This is a genomic window from Synechococcus sp. CS-205 (assembly GCF_025128255.1).
Lineage (GTDB): Bacteria > Cyanobacteriota > Cyanobacteriia > PCC-6307 > Cyanobiaceae > Regnicoccus_A.
The window spans coordinates 1-18827 of sequence record NZ_JAHLZB010000031.1; the positions used below are offsets into that span (position 1 = coordinate 1).

Genomic DNA, 18827 nt, shown 5'->3' on the forward strand with positions numbered 1-18827 from the left:
GGAGATCCGCGCCGCTGAGGACCCCGAATTCGAGACCTTCTACACGAAGAACATTCTTCTGAACGAAGGTCTGCGTGCCTGGATGGCACCGGCCGACCAGCCGCATGAAAACTTCGTCTTCCCTGAAGAGGTTCTGCCCCGTGGAAACGCCCTTTAATTCCTCCATGGTGGCCGTCGGGGGCAAAGACCTCGACTCCACCGGTTACGCCTGGTGGGCCGGTAACGCCCGCCTGATCAATCTCTCCGGTCGCCTGCTCGGCGCCCACGTGGCCCACGCGGGTCTGATGGTCTTCTGGGCCGGAGCGATGATGCTGTTCGAAGTGAGTCACTTCAGCTTCGACAAGCCGATGTACGAGCAGGGACTGATCCTGTTCCCCCACGTGGCCACCCTCGGCTACGGCGTCGGCCCCGGCGGTGAGGTCACCAGCCTCTACCCGTTCTTTGTGGTCGGTGTGCTGCACCTGATCAGCTCCGCTGTGCTCGGCCTCGGCGGTCTGTACCACGCCCTGCGGGGTCCTGAAATCCTGGAGAACTATTCCTCGTTCTTCTCCCAGGACTGGCGCGACAAGAACCAGATGACCAACATCATCGGCTATCACCTCATCCTTCTGGGTGTGGGTTGTCTGCTGCTGGTGTTCAAGGCGATGTTCTTCGGCGGTGTCTACGACACCTGGGCACCTGGCGGTGGCGACGTGCGCCTGATCACCAACCCCACCCTTGATCCGGGTGTGATCTTCGGTTATCTGTTCCGCGCCCCCTTCGGCGGCGAGGGTTGGATCATCGGTGTCAACTCGATGGAAGACATCATCGGTGGCCACATCTGGCTCGGCCTGATCTGCATCTTCGGTGGCATCTGGCACGTGATCACCAAGCCCTTCGGCTGGGTGCGCCGTGCCTTCATCTGGAATGGTGAGGCCTACCTGAGCTACAGCCTCGGTGCTCTGAGCTTCATGAGCTTCATCGCCTCGGCCTACATCTGGTTCAACAACACCGCTTACCCCTCGGAGTTCTACGGCCCCACCAACGCCGAAGCCTCCCAGGCCCAGAGCTTCACCTTCCTGGTGCGTGACCAGCGCCTCGGTGCCAACATCGGCTCTGCCATGGGCCCCACCGGCCTGGGCAAATACCTGATGCGCTCCCCCACCGGCGAGATCATCTTCGGTGGTGAGACCATGCGCTTCTGGGACTTCCGCGGTCCCTGGCTGGAGCCCCTGCGCGGCCCCAACGGCCTCAGCCTCGACAAGCTCCAGAACGACATTCAGCCCTGGCAGGTGCGTCGGGCGGCTGAATACATGACCCACGCTCCCAACGCCTCCCTCAATTCCGTGGGCGGCATCATCACCGAACCCAACTCGGTGAACTTCGTGAACGTGCGGCAGTGGCTCTCGGCCACCCAGTTCGTGCTCGCCTTCTTCTTCCTGGTGGGTCACCTCTGGCACGCGGGCCGCGCCCGCGCCGCCGCCGCCGGTTTCGAGAAGGGCATCGACCGTCAGGCCGAGCCCACCCTGGCCATGCCGGATCTCGACTGATCCTCTTCAGGCCCTTCGGCCCTGCAGCCATCGTCAACCCCCCGCCATGGCGGGGGGTTTTTTCATGGCCCGACTCCCCAGAACGCCCAGATCTTCCGCTGATCGGCTCAGGTGAGCGGCCACTCAGGGGAGTCGCTCTGGGCCAGCCAGCGGCGCAGCAGAGGCAGGCTCAGGCCGATCACGTTGCTGAAGCAGCCCTCGATGCGCTCCACCAGGGGAGCGCCCCGGCCTTCGAGGGCAAAGCCGCCGGCACAGCTCAGGGGCTCACCGGTGGCCACATAAGCGGCGATCGCCGCCTCACTGAGCTGCGCGAACTTCACGCGGGTGGTGACCGTGGCCAGCAGAGGCGTGGCTTCCGGCGCGGGTAGCAGGCAATGGCCCGTATGCAGCTCCCCCCAGGAGCCGGCCATGCGCCGCCAGCGGCTGGTGGCCTCCTCGGCATCGCGGGGCTTGCCATACACGGCCCCGGCGAGCACGAACAGGGAGTCGCAGCCCAGCACCCCGCCCACACGCTCCCCCGCAGCCAGCAGCAGCTCTCGCCCGACCGCCTCGGCCTTGGCCCGCGCCAGGGCCTGCACCAGCTGCAGGGGATCCGGATCCCGCCAGGCCTCCTCATCGACGCCGCTCACCTGCACCCGGTGGGGGATGCCCGCCTGCTCCAGCAGGCGTCGTCGAGCCGGTGAGGCGGAGGCCAGCACCAGTGGAGCTTGCGCCATCGACAGCGGCCTCCTGGCCCTTCCACGATGCTCAGGATTCTCCCCTGACGGGGCGATCGGCCGAGTGAATGCCTGCGCGAATCACCCCCTGCGAAGCAGCCACGAGCACGAGGGCTGATCCGGGAGAATCGGGCCATGGATGGCTCCCTCCCCGGCACCCTCAACGATCCCCGCTCCCTGAACCGAGCCGCCAGTGCCCTGCGCTGCCTTCCTTTCCGGCGGGCGTTCTACAGGCTGCTCAGCGGCGAGGCGATCAGCAGCGAGGAGCTCAGCCGGCGAGCCGACCAAACCGAGCTCACCGTCGCCCCCCTGAGCAGCGAGCGGGCCGAAGACCACTTCATCTGGTTGATCCGGGTGGGGGTGCTGCGCCGGGAGGTGGATGGCCAGGGGCTGACCGAGCGGGTGCGACTCACGCCGATGGGGCGGGACCTGCTGGAGGGCTGGAGTGAGGAGATCCCCCGGGCCGGCCTGCTGGAGCGCATTCGCCATGGGCTGCGCCGTCGCTGGCCGCGCCTGTGACGTCGCTGATGGTGCTGGGAACCAGCAGCGGCGCGGGCAAATCGCTGATGGCCGCTGCCCTCTGCCGGGTGCTGCTGCGCCGGGGCGAAACGCCACTGCCTTTCAAGGGCCAGAACATGAGCCTCAATGCCTGGGTGGATCCGGGGGGTGGCGAGATGGCCTACAGCCAGGCCCTGCAGGCCTGGGCGGCGGGTCTGGAGCCCACCGTGGCGATGAATCCCGTGCTGCTCAAGCCCCAGGGGGACAGCACCAGCGAAGTGATCCATCTGGGGCGCTCGGTGGGGGTGTGCCGCGCCGAGCACTACTACCGCGACTGGTTCCGCCCGGGCTGGGCGGCGATCCGCCAGGGCCTGAGCGATCTGCAGACCAGCCATCCAGGCGGTCGGCTGGTGCTGGAGGGGGCCGGCAGCCCCGTGGAGGTGAATCTGCAGGCCCGGGATCTCACCAACCTGCGCCTGGCCCAGTTCCTGCGGGCCCGCTGCCTGCTGGTGGCCGACATCGAGCGGGGGGGAGTCTTCGCGCAGATCGTGGGCACCCTGGCCCTGCTGCGACCGGTGGAGCGGCCCCTGATCAGGGGCATCCTGATCAACCGTTTCCGCGGCCGGCGGGAGCTCTTCGACGAGGGCCGCAGCTGGCTGGAGCGCCGCACCGGCCTGCCGGTGCTGGGGGTGATGCCCTGGCTCGATGAGCTCTTCCCTCCCGAGGATTCACTCGACCTGCTGGAGCGCAAGGCGGGCAAACCCGACGCGGAGCTGGAGATCGCCGTGCTCCGCCTGCCCTCGATCAGCAACTTCTCCGATCTCGATCCGCTCGAAGCGGAGCCCAGCGTGCGGCTGCGCTGGGTTCGCCCTGGAGAGGCGCTCGGCACCCCCGATGCGGTGGTGATCCCCGGCAGCAAGCAGACCCTGCGGGATCTGGAGGCCCTGCGCGCCAGCGGCCTTGGCGACGACCTGGGGCGGTATGTCTCCGGGGGCGGCCATCTCTTCGGCCTCTGCGGCGGCCTGCAGATGCTGGGCCGCAGCCTGCTGGATCCCCACGGCCTCGAAGGGGGTGGCGGCGGCGGCGAGCACGCCGGGCTGGGGCTGTTGCCCCTGATCACCCAGTACGGCAACAACAAGGCGACGCAGCAGGTCTGCGCCCCGGCCCTCTGGCCGCCGGGCAGCAGCCTGGCGCTGGAGGGATTCGAATTGCACCGGGGCCAGAGCGAGTGCCAGGAGCCTGACCAGTGCCGGCCCATCGCCGAGCGCGAAGGCCTCGGCTGGTGGAGGGCCGGAGAAAACGGTGGCGTGGTGGCTGGCACCTATCTGCATGGGGTGTTCGACTCTGGACCCTGGCGGCGGCGCTGGCTGAATCAGCTGCGCCTCCGCCGCGGGCTGAGCCTGCTGAGTGAGCGGCAGCCGCACCACGGCCAGCAGCGGGAGGCCCTGCTGGATCGACTCGCCGAGGCCTTCGAGACCCACGTGAACCTGGCCCCCCTTCTGGATCAAGCGTGAAGCCCGCCGCCACGCCGATCACCGTGCACTGGCCCGATGGCCGCAGCACCCAGGTGCTCCCCGGCACCGACTGGCTGCAGGCGGCCGCCGAAGCCGGCCAGACGATCCCCACCGGCTGCCTGGGGGGCAGTTGCGGGGCCTGTGAGATCGAGGTGAACGGCCGGGTGGTGCGGGCCTGCATCGCCACGGTGCCCGCGGCCCGCAGTGGCGAACTGCAGGTGGAGCTGGCCAGCGATCCCTACTGGTGAGCCCGATCCGGCGGTGGGCCCTGAATCAGCCCGCCGCCGAGCACCAGCTCCCCGGCATAGAAAACGGCCGCCTGGCCCGGGGTGATCGAGAACTGCTCCTCACTGAATTGCAGGCGCCCACGAGCCGGCCGTCCGGAGGCCCGGTCGGCGTCGGTGGGCGCCAGGGGGGTGAGCCGGGCGGCCACCGGTGCGCTGCGATAGCGCACCTGCACCTCCAGCTCCAGGGGGCCATCGGGCGGGGGGATGGAGACCCAGTTGATCGCGCCCACCACGCAGGCGCCGCAGGCCGCCTCGGCTCGGGGAGCCACCACCACCCGGTTCATCGCCCCATCGAGGCGCACCACATGCAGGGGCTCGCTCCAGGCCACCCCGAGGCCCTTGCGCTGGCCGATCGTGAAGTGCTCGATGCCATCGTGCTCGCCCACCACCGTGCCGTCGGCCAGCACGATCTGGCCCTGGCGAGGCGGCAGGTAGGCATCGAGAAAGGCCTTCATCGAGCCGTGGTGATCGGCCAGGCAGAGATCCTGACTCTCGGGCTTGGCGGCGGTGCGCAGGCCGAGGGCTTCGGCCTCCAGCCGGGTGTCGGGCTTGGTGAGTTCCCCGAGCGGGAACACCAGCCGGGCCAGCACCGCCTGGGGCAGGTCGTAGAGGAAATAGCTCTGGTCCTTGTGGGCATCGAGGCCGCGCAGCAGCTGGTGGCGGCCGCTGCCGGCACCGGTGTCGGCGAGGCGGACCCGGGCGTAGTGACCGGTGGCGATGCGGCTGATCCCGAGTTCGGCCTCCGCCCACTCCAGCATCGGGGTGAATTTCACCTCCCGGTTGCAACGGGAGCAGGGCAGCGGGGTGACCCCATCCCCATAGCCCTGAACGAGAAAGTCGACGATCTGCTGCTGGAAGCGCTCGCGGCTGTCGACCACGTGGTGGGGCACCCCCAGCTGCTCACAGAGGCCGGCGGCATCCACCAGCCCCTCGGCGCAGCAGGCCCCCTTGCCGCTCATCAGCCAGAGGGTGAGACCCTCCACCTGCCAGCCGGCCGCCACCAGCAGCGCGGCGGTCAGGGAGCTGTCGACCCCACCGGAGAGACCCACGGCCACCCGATGCTCCCCGGGCCAGGCGCGCAGACGCTCGAGCGCCGCCGCGCCAGCGGCGGTGACAGCGGCGGTGACAGCGGCGGTGACGGCGCCGCGAGGGGCAGGAGCATCGGCACGGCCGGGGGAGCCTTGGCCGGAGGCTGGGGCGGTGGTGGTCAAAACCGGAAGCCTCCGGAGCAGGGGAGGAACGAAACAGCAGGGCGGTGTTCCCATCATGGGACCGGGGCCCCGGCGACGGGTCCCCCGTCCATCGCCCTGCCCAGGACCCCCGTGACCAGCAGCGACCCGATCCACTGGCCCCTCAGGGACGCCGCCCACCTGCTGGTGCGCTCCGAGCAGATGGCGCAGCTGGAGCAACAGCTCTTCGACAGCGGGCTCCCGGTGGAAGCCCTGATGGAGAAGGCGGCCCTGACGATCAGCGCCCGGCTGCTGAGCGAGCCGGGGGCCCTGCGCGAGGGGGCGCTGGTGCTGGTGGGCCCCGGTCACAACGGCGGGGATGCCCTGGTGGTGGCCCGGGAACTGCACCTGGCCGGGGTGAAGGTGCGGCTCTGGAGCCCCTTCGAGCGTCAGAAACCGCTCACCGCATCCCATTGGCGCCATGCCCTCTGGCTCGGCATCGAGCGACTGAGCTCCACCCCTGATCCCGCCGGCGGCGCCCTCTGGATCGATGGGCTCTTCGGCATCGGCCAGCGGCGCCCTCCCGGGGAAGCGATCGAGACCCTGCTGGCCGAGCGGGCGCGGCTGAGGCCGGGCCGGCTGGTGGCCATCGACACCCCCACCGGTCTCTGTGCCGACAGCGGCAGGCTGCTGGGGAGCTGGGCCGCCCGGGCGCGCAGCACCTACTGCCTCGGCCTGATCAAGCAGGGACTGGTCCAGGATCGGGCTCTGGCCTGGGTGGGACAGCTGGAGCGCCTGGATCTGGGGCTGCCGGCGGCGCTGCTGGCGAAGCTGCCCGCGGATCAGCCCCTGGGCCTGGGCGGCCCGGACCAGGCCAGCGCCCCACCCCTGGAGCCGGCGCCCGAGGTCGCCAAGTACGGCCGGGGCCGCCTGCTGGTGGTGAGCGGCAGCGCCGCCTACCCCGGCGCGGCCCTGCTCAGCCTGCTGGGGGCGAGCGCCAGCGGCTGCGGCAGCCTGCGGGCGGCCGTGCCCGAGCGGGTGGCCCAGCAGCTCTGGAGCCTGCTGCCCCATGTGGTTCTGGGGCCAGCGCCGGGGGAGCCCGGCGCCCTGGAGCGGCTCGATGCGCTGCTGATCGGCCCGGGGCTTGGGCCGGCCGCCTCCTGGGAAGGGCCCGACAGCCCGCCGCTCTGGGGGGCCCTGCAGGGCTTCAGCGGGCTGGTGGTGATCGATGCCGATGGTCTCAACCAGCTGGCCGCCGGTGTGGCTGGCGAGGCGATGGCCTGGCTGCAGGCGCGGCGTGGGCCCACATGGTTGACACCCCATGGGGGTGAATTCGCCCGCCTGTTCCCTGATCTGGCCGGCGACGCGCCGCTGGAGGCCGCCGCTGCCGCTGCCGAGCGCAGTGGCGCATCACTGGTGCTCAAAGGGGCCCGCAGCGTGATTGCGGCGCCGGATGGGAGGCGCTGGCAGCTGCTGGAGGCGGCGCCGGAGGCCGCCCGGGCCGGCGCCGGTGATGTGCTGGCGGGATTCGCGGCGGGGCGAGGCGCCGTGGCGATCGCCGCTGGATCATCGCCAGGAGAAACCACCACCCTGGCTGCCGCCGCCCTGGCCCATGCCCAGGCGGGGCTGGCGGCCCGGCGACGGCTCGGTGCGGGTCAGGTGACTCCCCAGGCCCTGGCAGCGTCCCTGACCCACTGATTGTGTCGTTTTACTTGCACAACCTTGAAAGGTTGCTGAAGTCACATCGTTTTTGATGATCTTCATCAGACATTGAAGCGAACCTCCGGATTGGGCGCATGACAGCCTCCACCCTCAAGCCCCGCGAGCAGCGGCGGCGGGGGAGCGATCCGATCAGCTGGTATCTGGGCACGATCGGACGGGTGCCCCTGCTCACGCCTGCCGAGGAGATCGAACTGGGCAACCAGGTGCAGGCCATGATGCAGCTGCTGGAAGCCGGGGTGCCGGATCCACCTCTCGTGCGCCAGCGACGGTTGCTGCGCCTGGGTCGTCGCGCCAAGGAGCGCATGATGAAGGCCAATCTTCGCCTCGTGGTCAGCGTGGCCAAGAAGTACCAGGGTAAAGGTCTTGAACTTCTGGATCTGATTCAGGAAGGATCACTCGGACTGGAGCGGGCGGTCGAGAAGTTCGATCCCACCCGCGGCTACAAGTTCTCCACCTATGCCTTCTGGTGGATCCGCCAGAGCATGACCCGGGCGATCGCCTGCCAGTCGCGCACGATCCGCCTGCCGGTGCATCTGAGCGAGCGCCTCAGCGCCGTTCGCCGGGTGAGCCTGGAGCTGGCCCACAAGCTCGGGGCCATGCCCAGCCGCAGCGAGATCGCCGAGGCCATGGCGATTCCGATCGAGGAGCTCGATGGGCTGTTGCGCCAGTCGCTGACCACCTCCAGCCTGGATGCGCCGGTGAATGGCGAGGAAGGGCGCAGCTTCCTCGGTGATCTGATCGCCGATTCCAGCCACGAGGAGCCCCTTGATCAGGTGGAACGGGGCATGCACCACGAGCAGCTGGAGCGCTGGCTGAGCCACCTCAGCGACCAGGAACGCCAGGTGCTTGCCCTGCGCTTCGGGCTGGATGGCCGGGAGCGCCACACCCTGGCTGAAATCGGTCGGCAACTGAAGGTGTCCCGCGAGCTGGTTCGCCAGGTGGAGCTCAAGGCGCTGCGCAAGCTGCGCGGCCTCACCAGCCGCCTGCCCAGCCAGCTCTGACTCCCACCCCGGGCTGGGTCAGTCCTCAGCCCAGATGTAGCGGGTGAGTTCGCCAGGATCGGGCTCGGGGGCGCCGACGGCGAACTCCACGGCATCGGCCACTTCGGCGTCGATCTCCTTCTCGATCGCCTTCAGCTCCTCGGCGGTGGCCAGTCCGTGGGTGGTGAGATGGGCCGCCAGCGCCTTGAGCGGATCCCGCTTGGCCCAGAACTCCTTCTCCACTTCGCTGCGCAGCTCGTCGGGATCGGCCAGGGAATGGCCACGGAAGCGGTAGGTGAGGCATTCCAGCAGGGTGGGACCCTCACCGGCCCGGGCCCGCTCCACGGCGCGCTGGGCGGCGGCGCGCACCGCCAGCACATCCATGCCGTCGACCTCCTCACCCGCCATGCCGAAGGAGGCAGCCTTGCGCCAGATCTCCGGATCGCTGGTGGCCCGGTCGTGGGCCATGCCGATCGCCCATTTGTTGTTCTCGACGACGAACAGGATCGGCAACTTCCAGAGCGCCGCCATGTTCAGGCATTCGAAGAACTGTCCGTTGTTGCAGGTGCCGTCTCCGAAAAAGGCGGCGGTCACGGCGTCACTGTCGGCCTCGCCGAGGGCCTCACGCTTGTAGCGGCTGGTGAAGGCGGCACCGAGGGCCACCGGAATGCCCTCACCGATGAAGGCATAGCCCCCGAGCAGATGGTGCTCACGGGAGAAGAGGTGCATCGATCCGCCACGCCCTTTGCTGCAGCCCGTGGCCTTGCCGAACAGCTCACTCATCACCTCCCGGGCCGGCACCCCGGCGCTGAGGGCATGCACGTGGTCGCGGTAGGTGCTGCAGAACCAGTCGTGCTGGGCCCGCATGGCCTTGATCACCCCTGTGGAGACGGCTTCCTGCCCGTTGTAGAGGTGAACGAAGCCGAACATCTTGCCCCGGTAGTACATCTCGGCGCACTTGTCTTCGAAGCGGCGACCCAGGGTCATGTCGCGGTAGAGGGTGAGGCCCTCATCGCGGCTCACGGTGGCCGGCCCGGCCGGGTAAAGCGCCGCCAGGCGTTCGGCATGGCTGCCGGCGGCAGCAGCCCCGTCGGCTGCCGGTTGGAGAGTGGCGGCGATCTCCTGAGTCATGGCAAGGGAGTCGGGGCTTTTGTTCACGACTGTAGGGGGAGGGCCAGGCTGGAAAGGTCAAAACCGATGCCACTGCCTACACTCGCCCCAACACCCAGGATCAAGGGTCCGCGAGCTGCCGGGGTTGGAACTGCCGATCGACCACTTTCGTCTGCTCGGTGTGAGCCCGGCCAGTGATGCCCAGACCGTGCTGCGCACCCTGCAGCATCGGCTCGAGCGGGCACCGGATCAGGGCTTCACCCTGGAGACGATCCGAGCTCGCGCCGACCTGCTGGAGACCAGCGCCGACGTGCTCTCCGATTCGCAGCGCCGCCAGGCCTACGAGGCCCAGCTGATGGCGATCGAACAGGGGGGTGAGGGCGAAGGGGTGGCGGCTGGCCTCGATGTCGCCCCGTCGAAGGAGATCGGCGGGCTGCTGCTGCTGCTGGAAGCCGGGCTGCCATCGGAGGCCTTCAAGGCCGCCTTCAACTGCCTGCAACCGCCCCAGGCTCCGGCCCTGGGCAGCGGCCGAGAGGCTGATCTCTCGCTGCTGGCCGCTCTGGCCTGCCGCGCCGCCGCCTCCGAGCTGCGCGACCAGCGCCATTACGAGGCCGCGGCCCAGACCCTTCAGCAGGGCATCCAGCTGCTGCAGCGCATGGGTCAGGTCCCTGATGAGCGGGTGAAGCTGGCGGGCGACCTGCACGGGCTGCTCCCCTTCCGGGTGCTCGGCCTGGTCAGCCGACCGCTCACCGCCACTGCTGAACGAGCCGAAGGACTCGAGCTGCTCGAGAGTCTGGTGAAGCGCCGCGGAGGACTGGAGGGCCAGCAGGACCCCAGCCTGCCCCAGGAGGACTTTCAGGCCTTCATGAAGCAGATCCGGCTCTTTCTCACCGTCCAGGAGCAGGTGGATCTGTTCGGCCGCTGGGCCGAGAACGGATCGGAGGCCGCGGGGTTCCTGGCGAGCTGCGCCCTCACCGCCTCAGGTTTCGCCCAGCGCAAGCCCGAGCGCATCGCCGCCGCCCAGACCCGCCTGCAGGCCCTGGGCCAGCCTGGTGTCGAGCCCCTGCTGGCCTGCCTGCATCTCCTGCTCGGCCAGATCGAGCAGGCCCTGGACCGTTTCGGTTCCGCAGCGGCTCCGGAGCTGAAGGCCTGGGCCGCGGAGCAGTCAGACGACCCCCTGGCCCAGCTCTGCTCCTACTGCCGCGACTGGCTGAGCCGCGACGTGCTCCCCGGTTACCGCGACATCGAGGTGGATGCCGATCTCGATGCCTACTTCGCCGATCGGGATGTGCAGGCCTTCGTCGAGCAGCAGGATCGCCGCCAGGCCCGCGGCCAGGCCGGCGACTTGAAAGCCATCGATCCCCTCGCCGCGGGGGACGCCGCCTGGGCGCGACCCGAGCTCGACCTCGAAAGCAGCCTCCCGCCACCCCCCTGGATCAACCCCGGGGCCACCGAAACGGCTGAGCCTCACCGTCCTCCTGATCAGGAGCAGGCCAGCGGAGAGCAGGCCAGTCAGCCCCGGCCCCGGTCCACCAGGCCGAAGGCCGTGCTCTGGATCGTGCTGGCGGCCGGGGTCGCCCTGATCGCCGGCCTCTGGCTGCTGAGGCGTCCCCGGCCGGAGGCAGCCCCGCAGCCGCCACCACCCGTCAGCAGCCAGGCCCCCAGCCCAAGCCCACCGGCACCCCCGCAGACTGCCGCCCCGGTCCCCCTCACCAGCGCCGACCCCAGCCAGGACGATGTGCGCCGTCTGCTGGAGAGCTGGCTGGCGGCCAAGGCGGCGCTGCTGGATGGGCGTTCCACGGCCGCCGACCTCGATCAGCTGGCCCGCCCGGCCCTGGTGCGTGAGCTGCGCTCCCAGGCCCGCAGGCTGGAGGCCAGAGGCCAGCGCCAGAAGATGGAGGCCACGATCCGGCAGTTCTCGCTCACCGACCGGAGCCCGCGGCGGATCGAGGCCGATGTGCAGCTCGACTACAGCGAGGAGATCCGCTCAGGCGACAAGGTGATCGAGCCCAGGACCAGCGCCGACCTGCGCAACATCTACGTCTTCGCCCGCGACGGCGGTACCTGGAAACTGGCTGATTTCCGCCGCCGCTGAGGGCCTCCTGGCCTGATCGGCAGCCTCCCTGCCGTTGTGTCAGGGTCTGTGGGAACGATTGATCCTGCGGGTCACCCCTTCTGCGCCACCATGTTCGACGAGCTGTCCCAGCGTTTTGAGGATGCGGTCAAGAGCCTGAAGGGCCAGGACCGGATCACGGAGAGCAACGTGGAGGGGGCCCTCAAGCAGGTGCGCCGCGCCCTGCTCGAGGCCGATGTGAGCCTAGAGGTGGTCAAGGGGTTCATCGACGAGGTGCGCGCCAAGGCGGTGGGCGCCGAGGTGGTGCGCGGCGTCAGCCCCGACCAGCAGTTCATCCAGCTGGTGCATCAGGCCCTGGTGGAGGTGATGGGCGGCGAGAACGCGCCACTGAAGGCGGCGGATCAGGCGCCCACCGTGATCCTGATGGCGGGCCTGCAGGGCGCCGGCAAGACCACGGCCACCGCCAAGCTGGGCCTGCACCTCAAGGAACAGGGAAAACGGGCGCTGCTGGTGGCCGCCGATGTCTACCGCCCCGCCGCCATCGACCAGCTGCAGACGCTGGGGGCGCAGATCGGCGTGGAGGTGTTCAGCCTGGGGGCTGACGCCTCTCCGGAGGACATCGCCGCCGCCGGCATCGCCAGGGCGAAGGACGAGGGCTTCGACACCGTGCTGGTGGACACCGCCGGCCGGCTTCAGATCGACGCCGGCATGATGCAGGAGATGGTGCGGATCCGCCAGGCCGCGGCACCCGATGAGGTGCTGCTGGTGGTGGATTCGATGATCGGCCAGGAGGCGGCCGAACTCACCCGAGCCTTCCATGAGCAGGTGGGCCTCACCGGCGCTGTGCTCACCAAGCTCGACGGCGACTCCCGCGGTGGCGCCGCCCTCTCGATCCGCAAGGTGAGCGGTGCCCCGATCAAGTTCATCGGCACCGGCGAGAAGGTGGAGGCCCTGCAGCCCTTCCACCCCGAGCGGATGGCCAGCCGCATCCTGGGCATGGGCGATGTGCTCACCCTGGTGGAGAAAGCCAGCAAGGAGGTGGAGCTGGCCGACGTGGCGCGCATGCAGCAGAAGCTGCAGGAAGCCTCGTTCGACTTCTCCGATTTCCTGCAGCAGATGCGCCTGATCAAGCGCATGGGCTCCCTGGGCGGCCTGATGAAGCTGATCCCCGGCATGAACAAGATCGACGACGGCATGCTCAGGCAGGGGGAGGACCAGCTCAAGAAGATCGAGGCGATGATCGGCTCGATGACGGCAACCGAGCGGGAGCAGCCCCAGCTGCTGGCGGCCCAGCCCTCGCGCCGGCGGCGGATCGCCTCCGGCAGCGGCCACAGCCCGGCCGATGTGGACAAGGTGCTGGCCGACTTTCAGAAGATGCGCGGCTTCATGCAGCAGATGACCCGCGGCGGCATGCCCGGAATGCCAGGGATGCCCGGAATGCCAGGGATGCCCGGAATACCGGGAATGCCGGGAATGCCGGCGCCGGCGGGGCGGGGCGGCGGCTCCCGCAAGGCCAGCCGTCCCCCCAAGAAGCGCAAGGGATTCGGCCAGCTTTGATGGGCGGCAGGGTAAAGTGCTTGTTTGGCGTGTGATTCCACCGCCAGGCGGAGTTTCCGCCCAACCCAAACCCCAAGTCAGCAAGGCAAGGCCACGATGATCAAGCTCCGCCTGAAGCGGTTCGGCAAGAAGCGGGAAGCGAGCTTCCGCCTGGTGGCCACCAACAGCACCTCCCGCCGGGACGGTCTGCCGCTCGAGGAGCTTGGCTTCTACAACCCCCGCACCAAGGAAACCCGCCTCGACGCCGAGGCGATCCGCGTGCGCCTGGGCCAGGGAGCCCAACCCACCGACACCGTCCGCTCCCTGCTCGAGAAAGGCGGGCTGATCGAGAAGACCATCCGTCCGGGTGAGACCGTCGGCAAGGCCAAGCAGGCCGCCGGCCGCGAAGCCGCCGTCAAGGAAGCCGCCAAAGCCAAAGCCGCAGCCGCCGCAGCTCCTGAGAGCGAAGCCAGCAGCGCCGATGCCTGAGCGGACGCCCCATGGCCGGGGCTGAAACGCTTCCTCGCTTCTCGATCGATCTTCCCCACCAGGAGGGAGCCCTTGCACTGGCCGGCGAGGCAGAAACCAACCTGCATCGCCTCGAGGCCCTCACCGGCGCCTCCCTGGTGCTGCGGGGGTTGCAGCTGGTGATGCAGGGCAGGCCCCCCCAGCTGGAGCGGGCCTCGGCCCTGGTGGAGTTGCTCCGGCCCCTCTGGGCAGAGGGTCAGGCGATCAGCGCCGTCGATCTGCAGACAGCCCTCACCGCCCTCGACACCGGTCGCAGCAGCGAACATCGCGAGCTCTCCCAGCAGGTGCTGGCCCGCAGCCAGAGCGGCAGACTGCTGCGCCCACGCACGGTGCGCCAGAAGAGCTACGTGGAGGCCATGGAGCGCCACGACCTCACCCTGGCCCTGGGTCCGGCCGGAACCGGCAAGACCTTCCTGGCCACGATTCAGGCCGTGCGCATGCTCCAGGAGCGGCGGGTGGAGCGCCTGATCCTCACCCGCCCCGCGGTGGAAGCCGGCGAGCGGCTGGGGTTTCTGCCGGGGGATCTGCAGCAGAAGGTCGACCCCTACCTGCGGCCTCTCTACGACGCCCTGCACGGCCTGCTGGGGGCGGAGCGCACCGGCGCCCTGCTCGAGAAAGGGGTGATCGAGGTGGCGCCACTCGCCTACATGCGCGGCCGAACGCTGGCCGATGCCTTCGTGATCCTCGACGAGGCGCAGAACACCACCACCGCCCAGATGCGCATGGTGCTCACCCGGCTTGGGGAGAACTCACGCATGGTGGTCACCGGGGATCCCACCCAGTCGGATCTGCCCAGGGATCAGCTCAGTGGCCTGGTGGAGGCCGCCGGGGTGCTGGCGGGCGTGGAGGGCGTCGCGATCTGCCACCTCACCGCCGCCGACGTGGTGCGCCACCCCCTGGTGCAGCGGCTGGTGCAGGCCTACGCCCGCCGCGACGGCGGCGGGGCGCCGCGGACGTCCCAGCGGGGATAGGGAGATCCGCACACCCCCGCCCTGCCGGCACTGGCAGGATGGTGGGAACCGAAATCACTGGTCCGATGCCAGCCAGCAGCAATTTTCAGGAAGCGATCCGCGAGGCCCAGCAGGGCGCTCTGGTCGGTCCCAACGTCGTCAACAAGGCGCTGCCCTACGTGGGCGGTGGCATGGTGCTCACCGCGGCCGGCGTGATTGGCGGCCTCTCCCTGATGGCCAGCAGCCCCGGGCTGTTCATGCCCCTGTTCTGGGTGGCCCTGATCGGCAACTTCATCCTCTTCTTCGTGGCCCAGAACGCGGCCACCAAGGGCAACACCGGCACGGCCCTGCCGATCCTCACGGTCTACAGCCTGATCACCGGCTTCACCCTGAGCGGGATCGTGGCCTACGCCCTCAACGTGGCCGGAGTGGGTGCCATCGGCACCGCCACCCTGGCCACAGGCATCACCTTCCTGATCGCCTCGGTGGTGGGTCGTCGCATGAGCGACTCCATCGGTCAGGCCCTCTCCGGTGTGGTGGGCCTGGGCATCCTCGGCCTGATCATCGCCATGGTGGTGCAGCTCGTGGGAGGCCTGTTCATCCCGGGTTTCGGGGGCAGCGGTTTCGAGCTGCTGATCGCCGGTTTCGGCACCGTGCTGTTCGTGGGAGCCGCTTTCCTCGACTTCTACACGATGCCGCGCACCTACAGCGACGACCAGTACCTGGCCGGCGCTCTGGGCATGTACCTCACCTACATCAACCTGTTCATCTTCATCCTGCGCCTGATCATTGCCCTCAACGGCGGCGGTCGTCGCGACTGAACGGCTGAGCGACAGATCGCCTCAGGCGTCGGCCACCGCCAGCACAGCTGCGCGAATGGATCGGCGCTGGGCTGGGTCGTAGCCCCAGCGATCAAGGAAGGCCACGTCGTCGCCGGATCCGCCCGCACCGGCCATCAGCACCTCCAGCCGTTTCTTGACAGCCATCGGCTCGAGCAACCGCAGCAGCTCCGTGCAGCGGCGAGACACCCGCTCCGATCGGGCCTGCTGGGCCTGATCATCCGCGCGCTGGTGGTGCAGCGCCATCGCCGTGCTCATGGCCAGGTTGCGGGCGGTGAGATCCACCACCCCATCCCCGGCCTGGCGCAGGCTGAGCACCAGAGGCTCGGGCAGGCGGTCCATCAGGGGCGCGTCGTGGGTGAGGGCCACCACGAAAAAGCCTCGGGCTCCATCGAGGCTGGCCACCAGCTCCCCCACCCGATCCGCCAACACCTCATCGCTGAGTTCACCGTTCTCCCAGTGGCCCAGCCAGGCCGCCGCGATCTCCATCGCCTGGGGAAAGGTGGGGGTGGCAGGAGTGGACGCCGACATCACGAACCGCTGGGCTGGCACTGTTGAGGTTATGGACAAGCCGGGCCCCCGTGAGACCGACCTGGAGGAGCAGCCCAGCGAGGGCCTTCCCCTGCCGCTGCCCCAGCAGGCCCCTGACGGCTTCCGCTCCGGCTTCGTGGCCCTGATCGGGCGCCCCAACGTCGGCAAATCAACCCTGCTCAACCGCCTGGTGGGCGAAAAGGTGGCGATCACCTCCCCGCTGGCCCAGACCACCCGCAACCGTCTGCGCGGGATCCTCACCACCGCCGGCGCCCAGCTGGTGCTGCTTGACACCCCCGGCATCCACAAGCCACACCACCTGCTGGGGGAACGCCTGGTCAAAAGCGCCCGCGGGGCGATCGGGGAAGTGGACGTGGTGCTGCTGCTGGTGGACGGCAGCGAACCGGCCGGCCGGGGCGACGGGTTCATCGTGGAGCTGCTGCGTCACAGCCGGGCGCCGGTGCTGGTGGCGCTCAACAAAAGTGATCTCGTGGACCCCGCCAGGGCCGGCGAGCTGGAGGCCAGCTACCGGGAGCTGCTGGCCCTCTCCGACCAGCGGGCCGACCCGGCCGATCCCGGCCAGCGCCGCAGCGGCTGGCCCCTCCTGCCCTGCAGCGCCAGCACCGGTGCGGGCTGCCCGGAGCTGGTGGAGGCCCTGGCCGCGCGGCTGCCCCTCGGCCCCCACCTCTACCCGCCGGATGCGGTCAGCGATCAACCCGAGCGGTTGCTGCTGGCGGAGCTGATCCGCGAGCAGGTGCTGACCCACACCCGCGAGGAGGTGCCCCACTCCGTGGCGGTGCAGGTGGAGCGGATCGTGGAAGACGGCAAGCGCATCGCCGTGCTGGCCACGGTGCTGGTGGAGCGCTCCAGCCAGAAGGGGATCCTGATCGGCAAACGCGGCCAGATGCTCAAGGAGATCGGCAGCGGCGCCAGGGCCCAGATGCAGAAGGTGTTCAACGGGCCGGTGTACCTGGAGCTGTTCGTGAAGGTGGTGCCCAACTGGCGGCGCAACCCGGCGCGGCTGGCGGAACTCGGCTACCGAGGCGAATGAAGAGAGCGGCGACTGAAGAGAGCGGCGACTGAAGATCGCAGCGACTGAGAGGATGAACAGCCAGCCCGCTCCCCCGCCGTGACCGGCACCAGCCCTGCCTTCCCCCCCGAGGACCTGCCAGCCTTTCTCGACCTCTGCGCCGGCCAGTGGATGGTGCTGCGCAGCCAGATGGAGGCCAGTGCGGCCGCCACGGGCGACGACGACGCCTGGCACGACAGTCACCGCGGCGAGCTGGCGGTGGCCCTGCTGCCCGCTGCGCCAGGCCGTTCCCTGGGGGGGCTGGAGGTGACCGCCCCCGATGGCCTCTCCCGCCTGCTGGGCTTCGAGGCCGGCGGCAGCCTGCAGGACGCCGAGGGCAGCATCGGCCGCTGGCAGCTGTGGCCCGACGGCAGCCTGGAGCTGGTGATCGCCAGCGGCGATCAGGAGCAGCGGGAGCGGATCTGGTTCACCAAACCGAACCTGCGCCTGCGCAGCGTCATCGTCAACGGCGCCGATGGTCAGCCCGAGCAGGCCAGCTTCTGCTCGGAGATCAGGCGCGTCAGCCGCCCGGCCCCGGCGGAGTCCTGAGCGCGATGCGGCTGGATGTGTTGAGCCTGGCCCCCGAGTCGTTCGCGCCGCTGGCCAGCCTCGGGGTGATCGGGCGGGCCTTCAGCGCCGGCATCGCCGAACTGCACACCCACAACCCCCGCGATCACGCCAGCGATCGGTACCGCAAGGTCGACGATCAACCCTACGGCGGTGGGGCGGGCATGGTGCTCAAGCCGGAGCCGCTGTTTGCGGCCTTCGAGTCGATTCCCGTGCTGGAACGGCGCCGGGTGCTGCTGCTCAGTCCCCAGGGCCAGCCCCTACGCCAGGGCGACCTGCAGCGCTGGGCCCGCGAGCATGACCAGCTGGTGCTGCTCTGCGGCCACTACGAGGGCTTCGACGAGCGCATCCGCACCCTGGCCGATGAAGAGGTGTCGCTCGGAGATTTCGTGCTCACCGGCGGCGAGCTGGCGGCGATGGTGCTGATCAACGGGGTGGTGAGGCTGCTGCCGGGCACGGTGGGCAGCGCCGCGTCGCTGGTGGAGGAGAGCCACAGCGGCCTGCTGCTGGAGCATCCCCACTACACCCGCCCGGCCGAATTCCGGGGCCTGGCGGTGCCGGAGGTGTTGCGCAGCGGCGACCACGGCGCCATCGCCCGCTGGCGGGCCGAGCAGCAGCAGGAGCGCACCCGCCTGCGGCGGCCTGACCTCTACCAGCGCTGGCTGCAGGCAGCCAACCGCCAGGATGGATCCATGCAGATGCGGATCGGCAACGGCTACGACATCCACCGGCTGGTGCCCGGGCGCCCCCTGATCCTGGGGGGGCTGACCCTGGAGCATCCCGCCGGGCTCGGCCTCGATGGTCACAGCGATGCCGACGTGCTGGTCCATGCCCTGATGGATGCCCTGCTGGGGGCCCTCAGCCTGGGGGACATCGGCCAGCACTTCTCCCCCGACGATGAGCGCTGGCGGGGTGCCGACAGCCTGGTGCTGCTGGAGCAGGTGGTGGCCCTGGTGCAGGCGCGGGGCTGGCGGGTGGTGAATGTCGACACGGTGGTGATTGCCGAGCGCCCGAAGCTGCGGCCCCACATCGCCGCCATGCGCGCGGCGATCGCCCGGCGCATGGGCCTCGATCCGGAACAGGTAGGCATCAAGGCCACCACCAACGAGACCCTCGGTCCCACCGGGCGGGAGGAGGGGATCGCCTGTCACGCCGTGGCCCTGCTGGAGCCGTGCGGTGGCGGGAATGGGTAGGGTCTGCGCCCTGGC

The 18827-nt window shown here is 69.6% G+C and carries 18 protein-coding genes and 1 pseudogene; 15 read left to right on the forward strand and 4 right to left on the reverse strand.

The genetic code is table 11. The annotated features are described in order from the left end of the window. Positions 1-157 (forward strand): annotated as a pseudogene (locus tag KQ297_RS07815) (photosystem II D2 protein (photosystem q(a) protein)); the annotation flags it as partial. Positions 158-164: 7 nt separating this feature from the next. Further along, positions 165-1529 (forward strand): photosystem II reaction center protein CP43, encoded by a 1365-nt coding sequence (gene psbC, locus KQ297_RS07820; RefSeq protein ID WP_221629759.1) that lies wholly within the window; start codon positions 165-167, stop codon positions 1527-1529. A 107-nt stretch (positions 1530-1636) separates the two neighbouring features. Here psbC and KQ297_RS07825 read toward each other — a convergent pair whose 3' ends face one another. Then, positions 1637-2245, reverse strand: a complete 609-nt coding sequence (locus tag KQ297_RS07825) for a nucleoside triphosphate pyrophosphatase (RefSeq protein ID WP_259738924.1) — start codon at positions 2243-2245, stop codon at positions 1637-1639. Between the two features lie 135 nt (positions 2246-2380). On the opposite strand from KQ297_RS07825, the gene KQ297_RS07830 reads away from it, so the two are divergent. From KQ297_RS07830 to KQ297_RS07840, 3 genes are read left to right on the forward strand one after another with little or no spacing between them, the layout of a single operon-like run. Further along, positions 2381-2764, forward strand: a complete 384-nt coding sequence (locus KQ297_RS07830; RefSeq protein WP_259738925.1) for an Npun_F0494 family protein — start codon at positions 2381-2383, stop codon at positions 2762-2764. 8 nt (positions 2765-2772) lie between these two features. After that, positions 2773-4257, forward strand: coding sequence for a cobyric acid synthase (locus KQ297_RS07835; protein WP_259738926.1), 1485 nt, complete (start codon positions 2773-2775; stop codon positions 4255-4257). Next, entirely contained in the window at positions 4254-4505 is a 252-nt protein-coding gene (locus KQ297_RS07840) for a 2Fe-2S iron-sulfur cluster-binding protein (protein WP_259738927.1), read from the forward strand. The genes KQ297_RS07835 and KQ297_RS07840 overlap by 4 nt, the downstream gene beginning before the upstream one ends. Here the strand turns inward: KQ297_RS07840 and mnmA are convergent. Beyond that, positions 4496-5626, reverse strand: coding sequence for a tRNA 2-thiouridine(34) synthase MnmA (gene mnmA, locus KQ297_RS07845; protein WP_259738970.1), 1131 nt, complete (start codon positions 5624-5626; stop codon positions 4496-4498). The genes KQ297_RS07840 and mnmA overlap by 10 nt on opposite strands. Before the next feature lie 240 nt (positions 5627-5866). Here mnmA and KQ297_RS07850 point away from each other — a divergent pair, with 240 nt between their 5' ends. Further along, positions 5867-7411: an NAD(P)H-hydrate dehydratase gene (locus tag KQ297_RS07850; RefSeq protein ID WP_259738928.1), complete on the forward strand. Its 1545-nt coding sequence runs from the start codon at positions 5867-5869 to the stop codon at positions 7409-7411. A 98-nt stretch (positions 7412-7509) separates the two neighbouring features. Further along, positions 7510-8436, forward strand: a complete 927-nt coding sequence (locus KQ297_RS07855) for a sigma-70 family RNA polymerase sigma factor (RefSeq protein WP_259738929.1) — start codon at positions 7510-7512, stop codon at positions 8434-8436. Between the two features lie 18 nt (positions 8437-8454). Here the strand turns inward: KQ297_RS07855 and pdhA are convergent, their stop codons facing one another. Continuing rightward, entirely contained in the window at positions 8455-9546 is a 1092-nt protein-coding gene (pdhA, locus tag KQ297_RS07860) for a pyruvate dehydrogenase (acetyl-transferring) E1 component subunit alpha (RefSeq protein ID WP_185464938.1), read from the reverse strand. A 124-nt stretch (positions 9547-9670) separates the two neighbouring features. Between pdhA and KQ297_RS07865 the strand changes: the two genes are divergently transcribed. From KQ297_RS07865 to KQ297_RS07885, 5 genes are all read left to right on the forward strand, one after another. Continuing rightward, positions 9671-11620, forward strand: coding sequence for an IMS domain-containing protein (locus tag KQ297_RS07865; protein WP_259738930.1), 1950 nt, complete (start codon positions 9671-9673; stop codon positions 11618-11620). Between the two features lie 90 nt (positions 11621-11710). Continuing rightward, positions 11711-13156, forward strand: a complete 1446-nt coding sequence (gene ffh / locus KQ297_RS07870) for a signal recognition particle protein (protein WP_259738931.1) — start codon at positions 11711-11713, stop codon at positions 13154-13156. A 96-nt stretch (positions 13157-13252) separates the two neighbouring features. Next, a complete protein-coding gene (rpsP, locus tag KQ297_RS07875) occupies positions 13253-13624 on the forward strand; it encodes a 30S ribosomal protein S16 (protein WP_259738932.1) in 372 nt (123 codons plus the stop codon). 11 nt (positions 13625-13635) lie between these two features. Continuing rightward, positions 13636-14634, forward strand: a complete 999-nt coding sequence (locus KQ297_RS07880; RefSeq protein WP_259738933.1) for a PhoH family protein — start codon at positions 13636-13638, stop codon at positions 14632-14634. A gap of 65 nt (positions 14635-14699) precedes the next feature. Further along, positions 14700-15434 carry a Bax inhibitor-1 family protein gene (locus KQ297_RS07885; RefSeq protein ID WP_185464943.1) on the forward strand — a complete coding sequence of 245 codons (735 nt, stop codon included), beginning with the start codon at positions 14700-14702 and terminating at the stop codon, positions 15432-15434. 21 nt (positions 15435-15455) lie between these two features. On the opposite strand, the gene KQ297_RS07890 is transcribed toward KQ297_RS07885, so the two are convergent. Continuing rightward, entirely contained in the window at positions 15456-15983 is a 528-nt protein-coding gene (locus KQ297_RS07890) for a hypothetical protein (RefSeq protein WP_259738934.1), read from the reverse strand. A 31-nt stretch (positions 15984-16014) separates the two neighbouring features. Here KQ297_RS07890 and era point away from each other — a divergent pair, with 31 nt between their 5' ends. The 3 genes from era to trmD all read left to right on the forward strand — a co-directional run bounded on the left by era (position 16015) and on the right by trmD (position 18812). Beyond that, positions 16015-17034 carry a GTPase Era gene (gene era / locus KQ297_RS07895; protein ID WP_259738935.1) on the forward strand — a complete coding sequence of 340 codons (1020 nt, stop codon included), beginning with the start codon at positions 16015-16017 and terminating at the stop codon, positions 17032-17034. A 78-nt stretch (positions 17035-17112) separates the two neighbouring features. Continuing rightward, positions 17113-17601: a phycobiliprotein lyase gene (locus tag KQ297_RS07900; protein WP_259738936.1), complete on the forward strand. Its 489-nt coding sequence runs from the start codon at positions 17113-17115 to the stop codon at positions 17599-17601. Beyond that, positions 17598-18812 carry a tRNA (guanosine(37)-N1)-methyltransferase TrmD gene (gene trmD, locus KQ297_RS07905; RefSeq protein WP_259738971.1) on the forward strand — a complete coding sequence of 405 codons (1215 nt, stop codon included), beginning with the start codon at positions 17598-17600 and terminating at the stop codon, positions 18810-18812. The genes KQ297_RS07900 and trmD overlap by 4 nt, the downstream gene beginning before the upstream one ends. Positions 18813-18827: the final 15 nt, after the last annotated feature.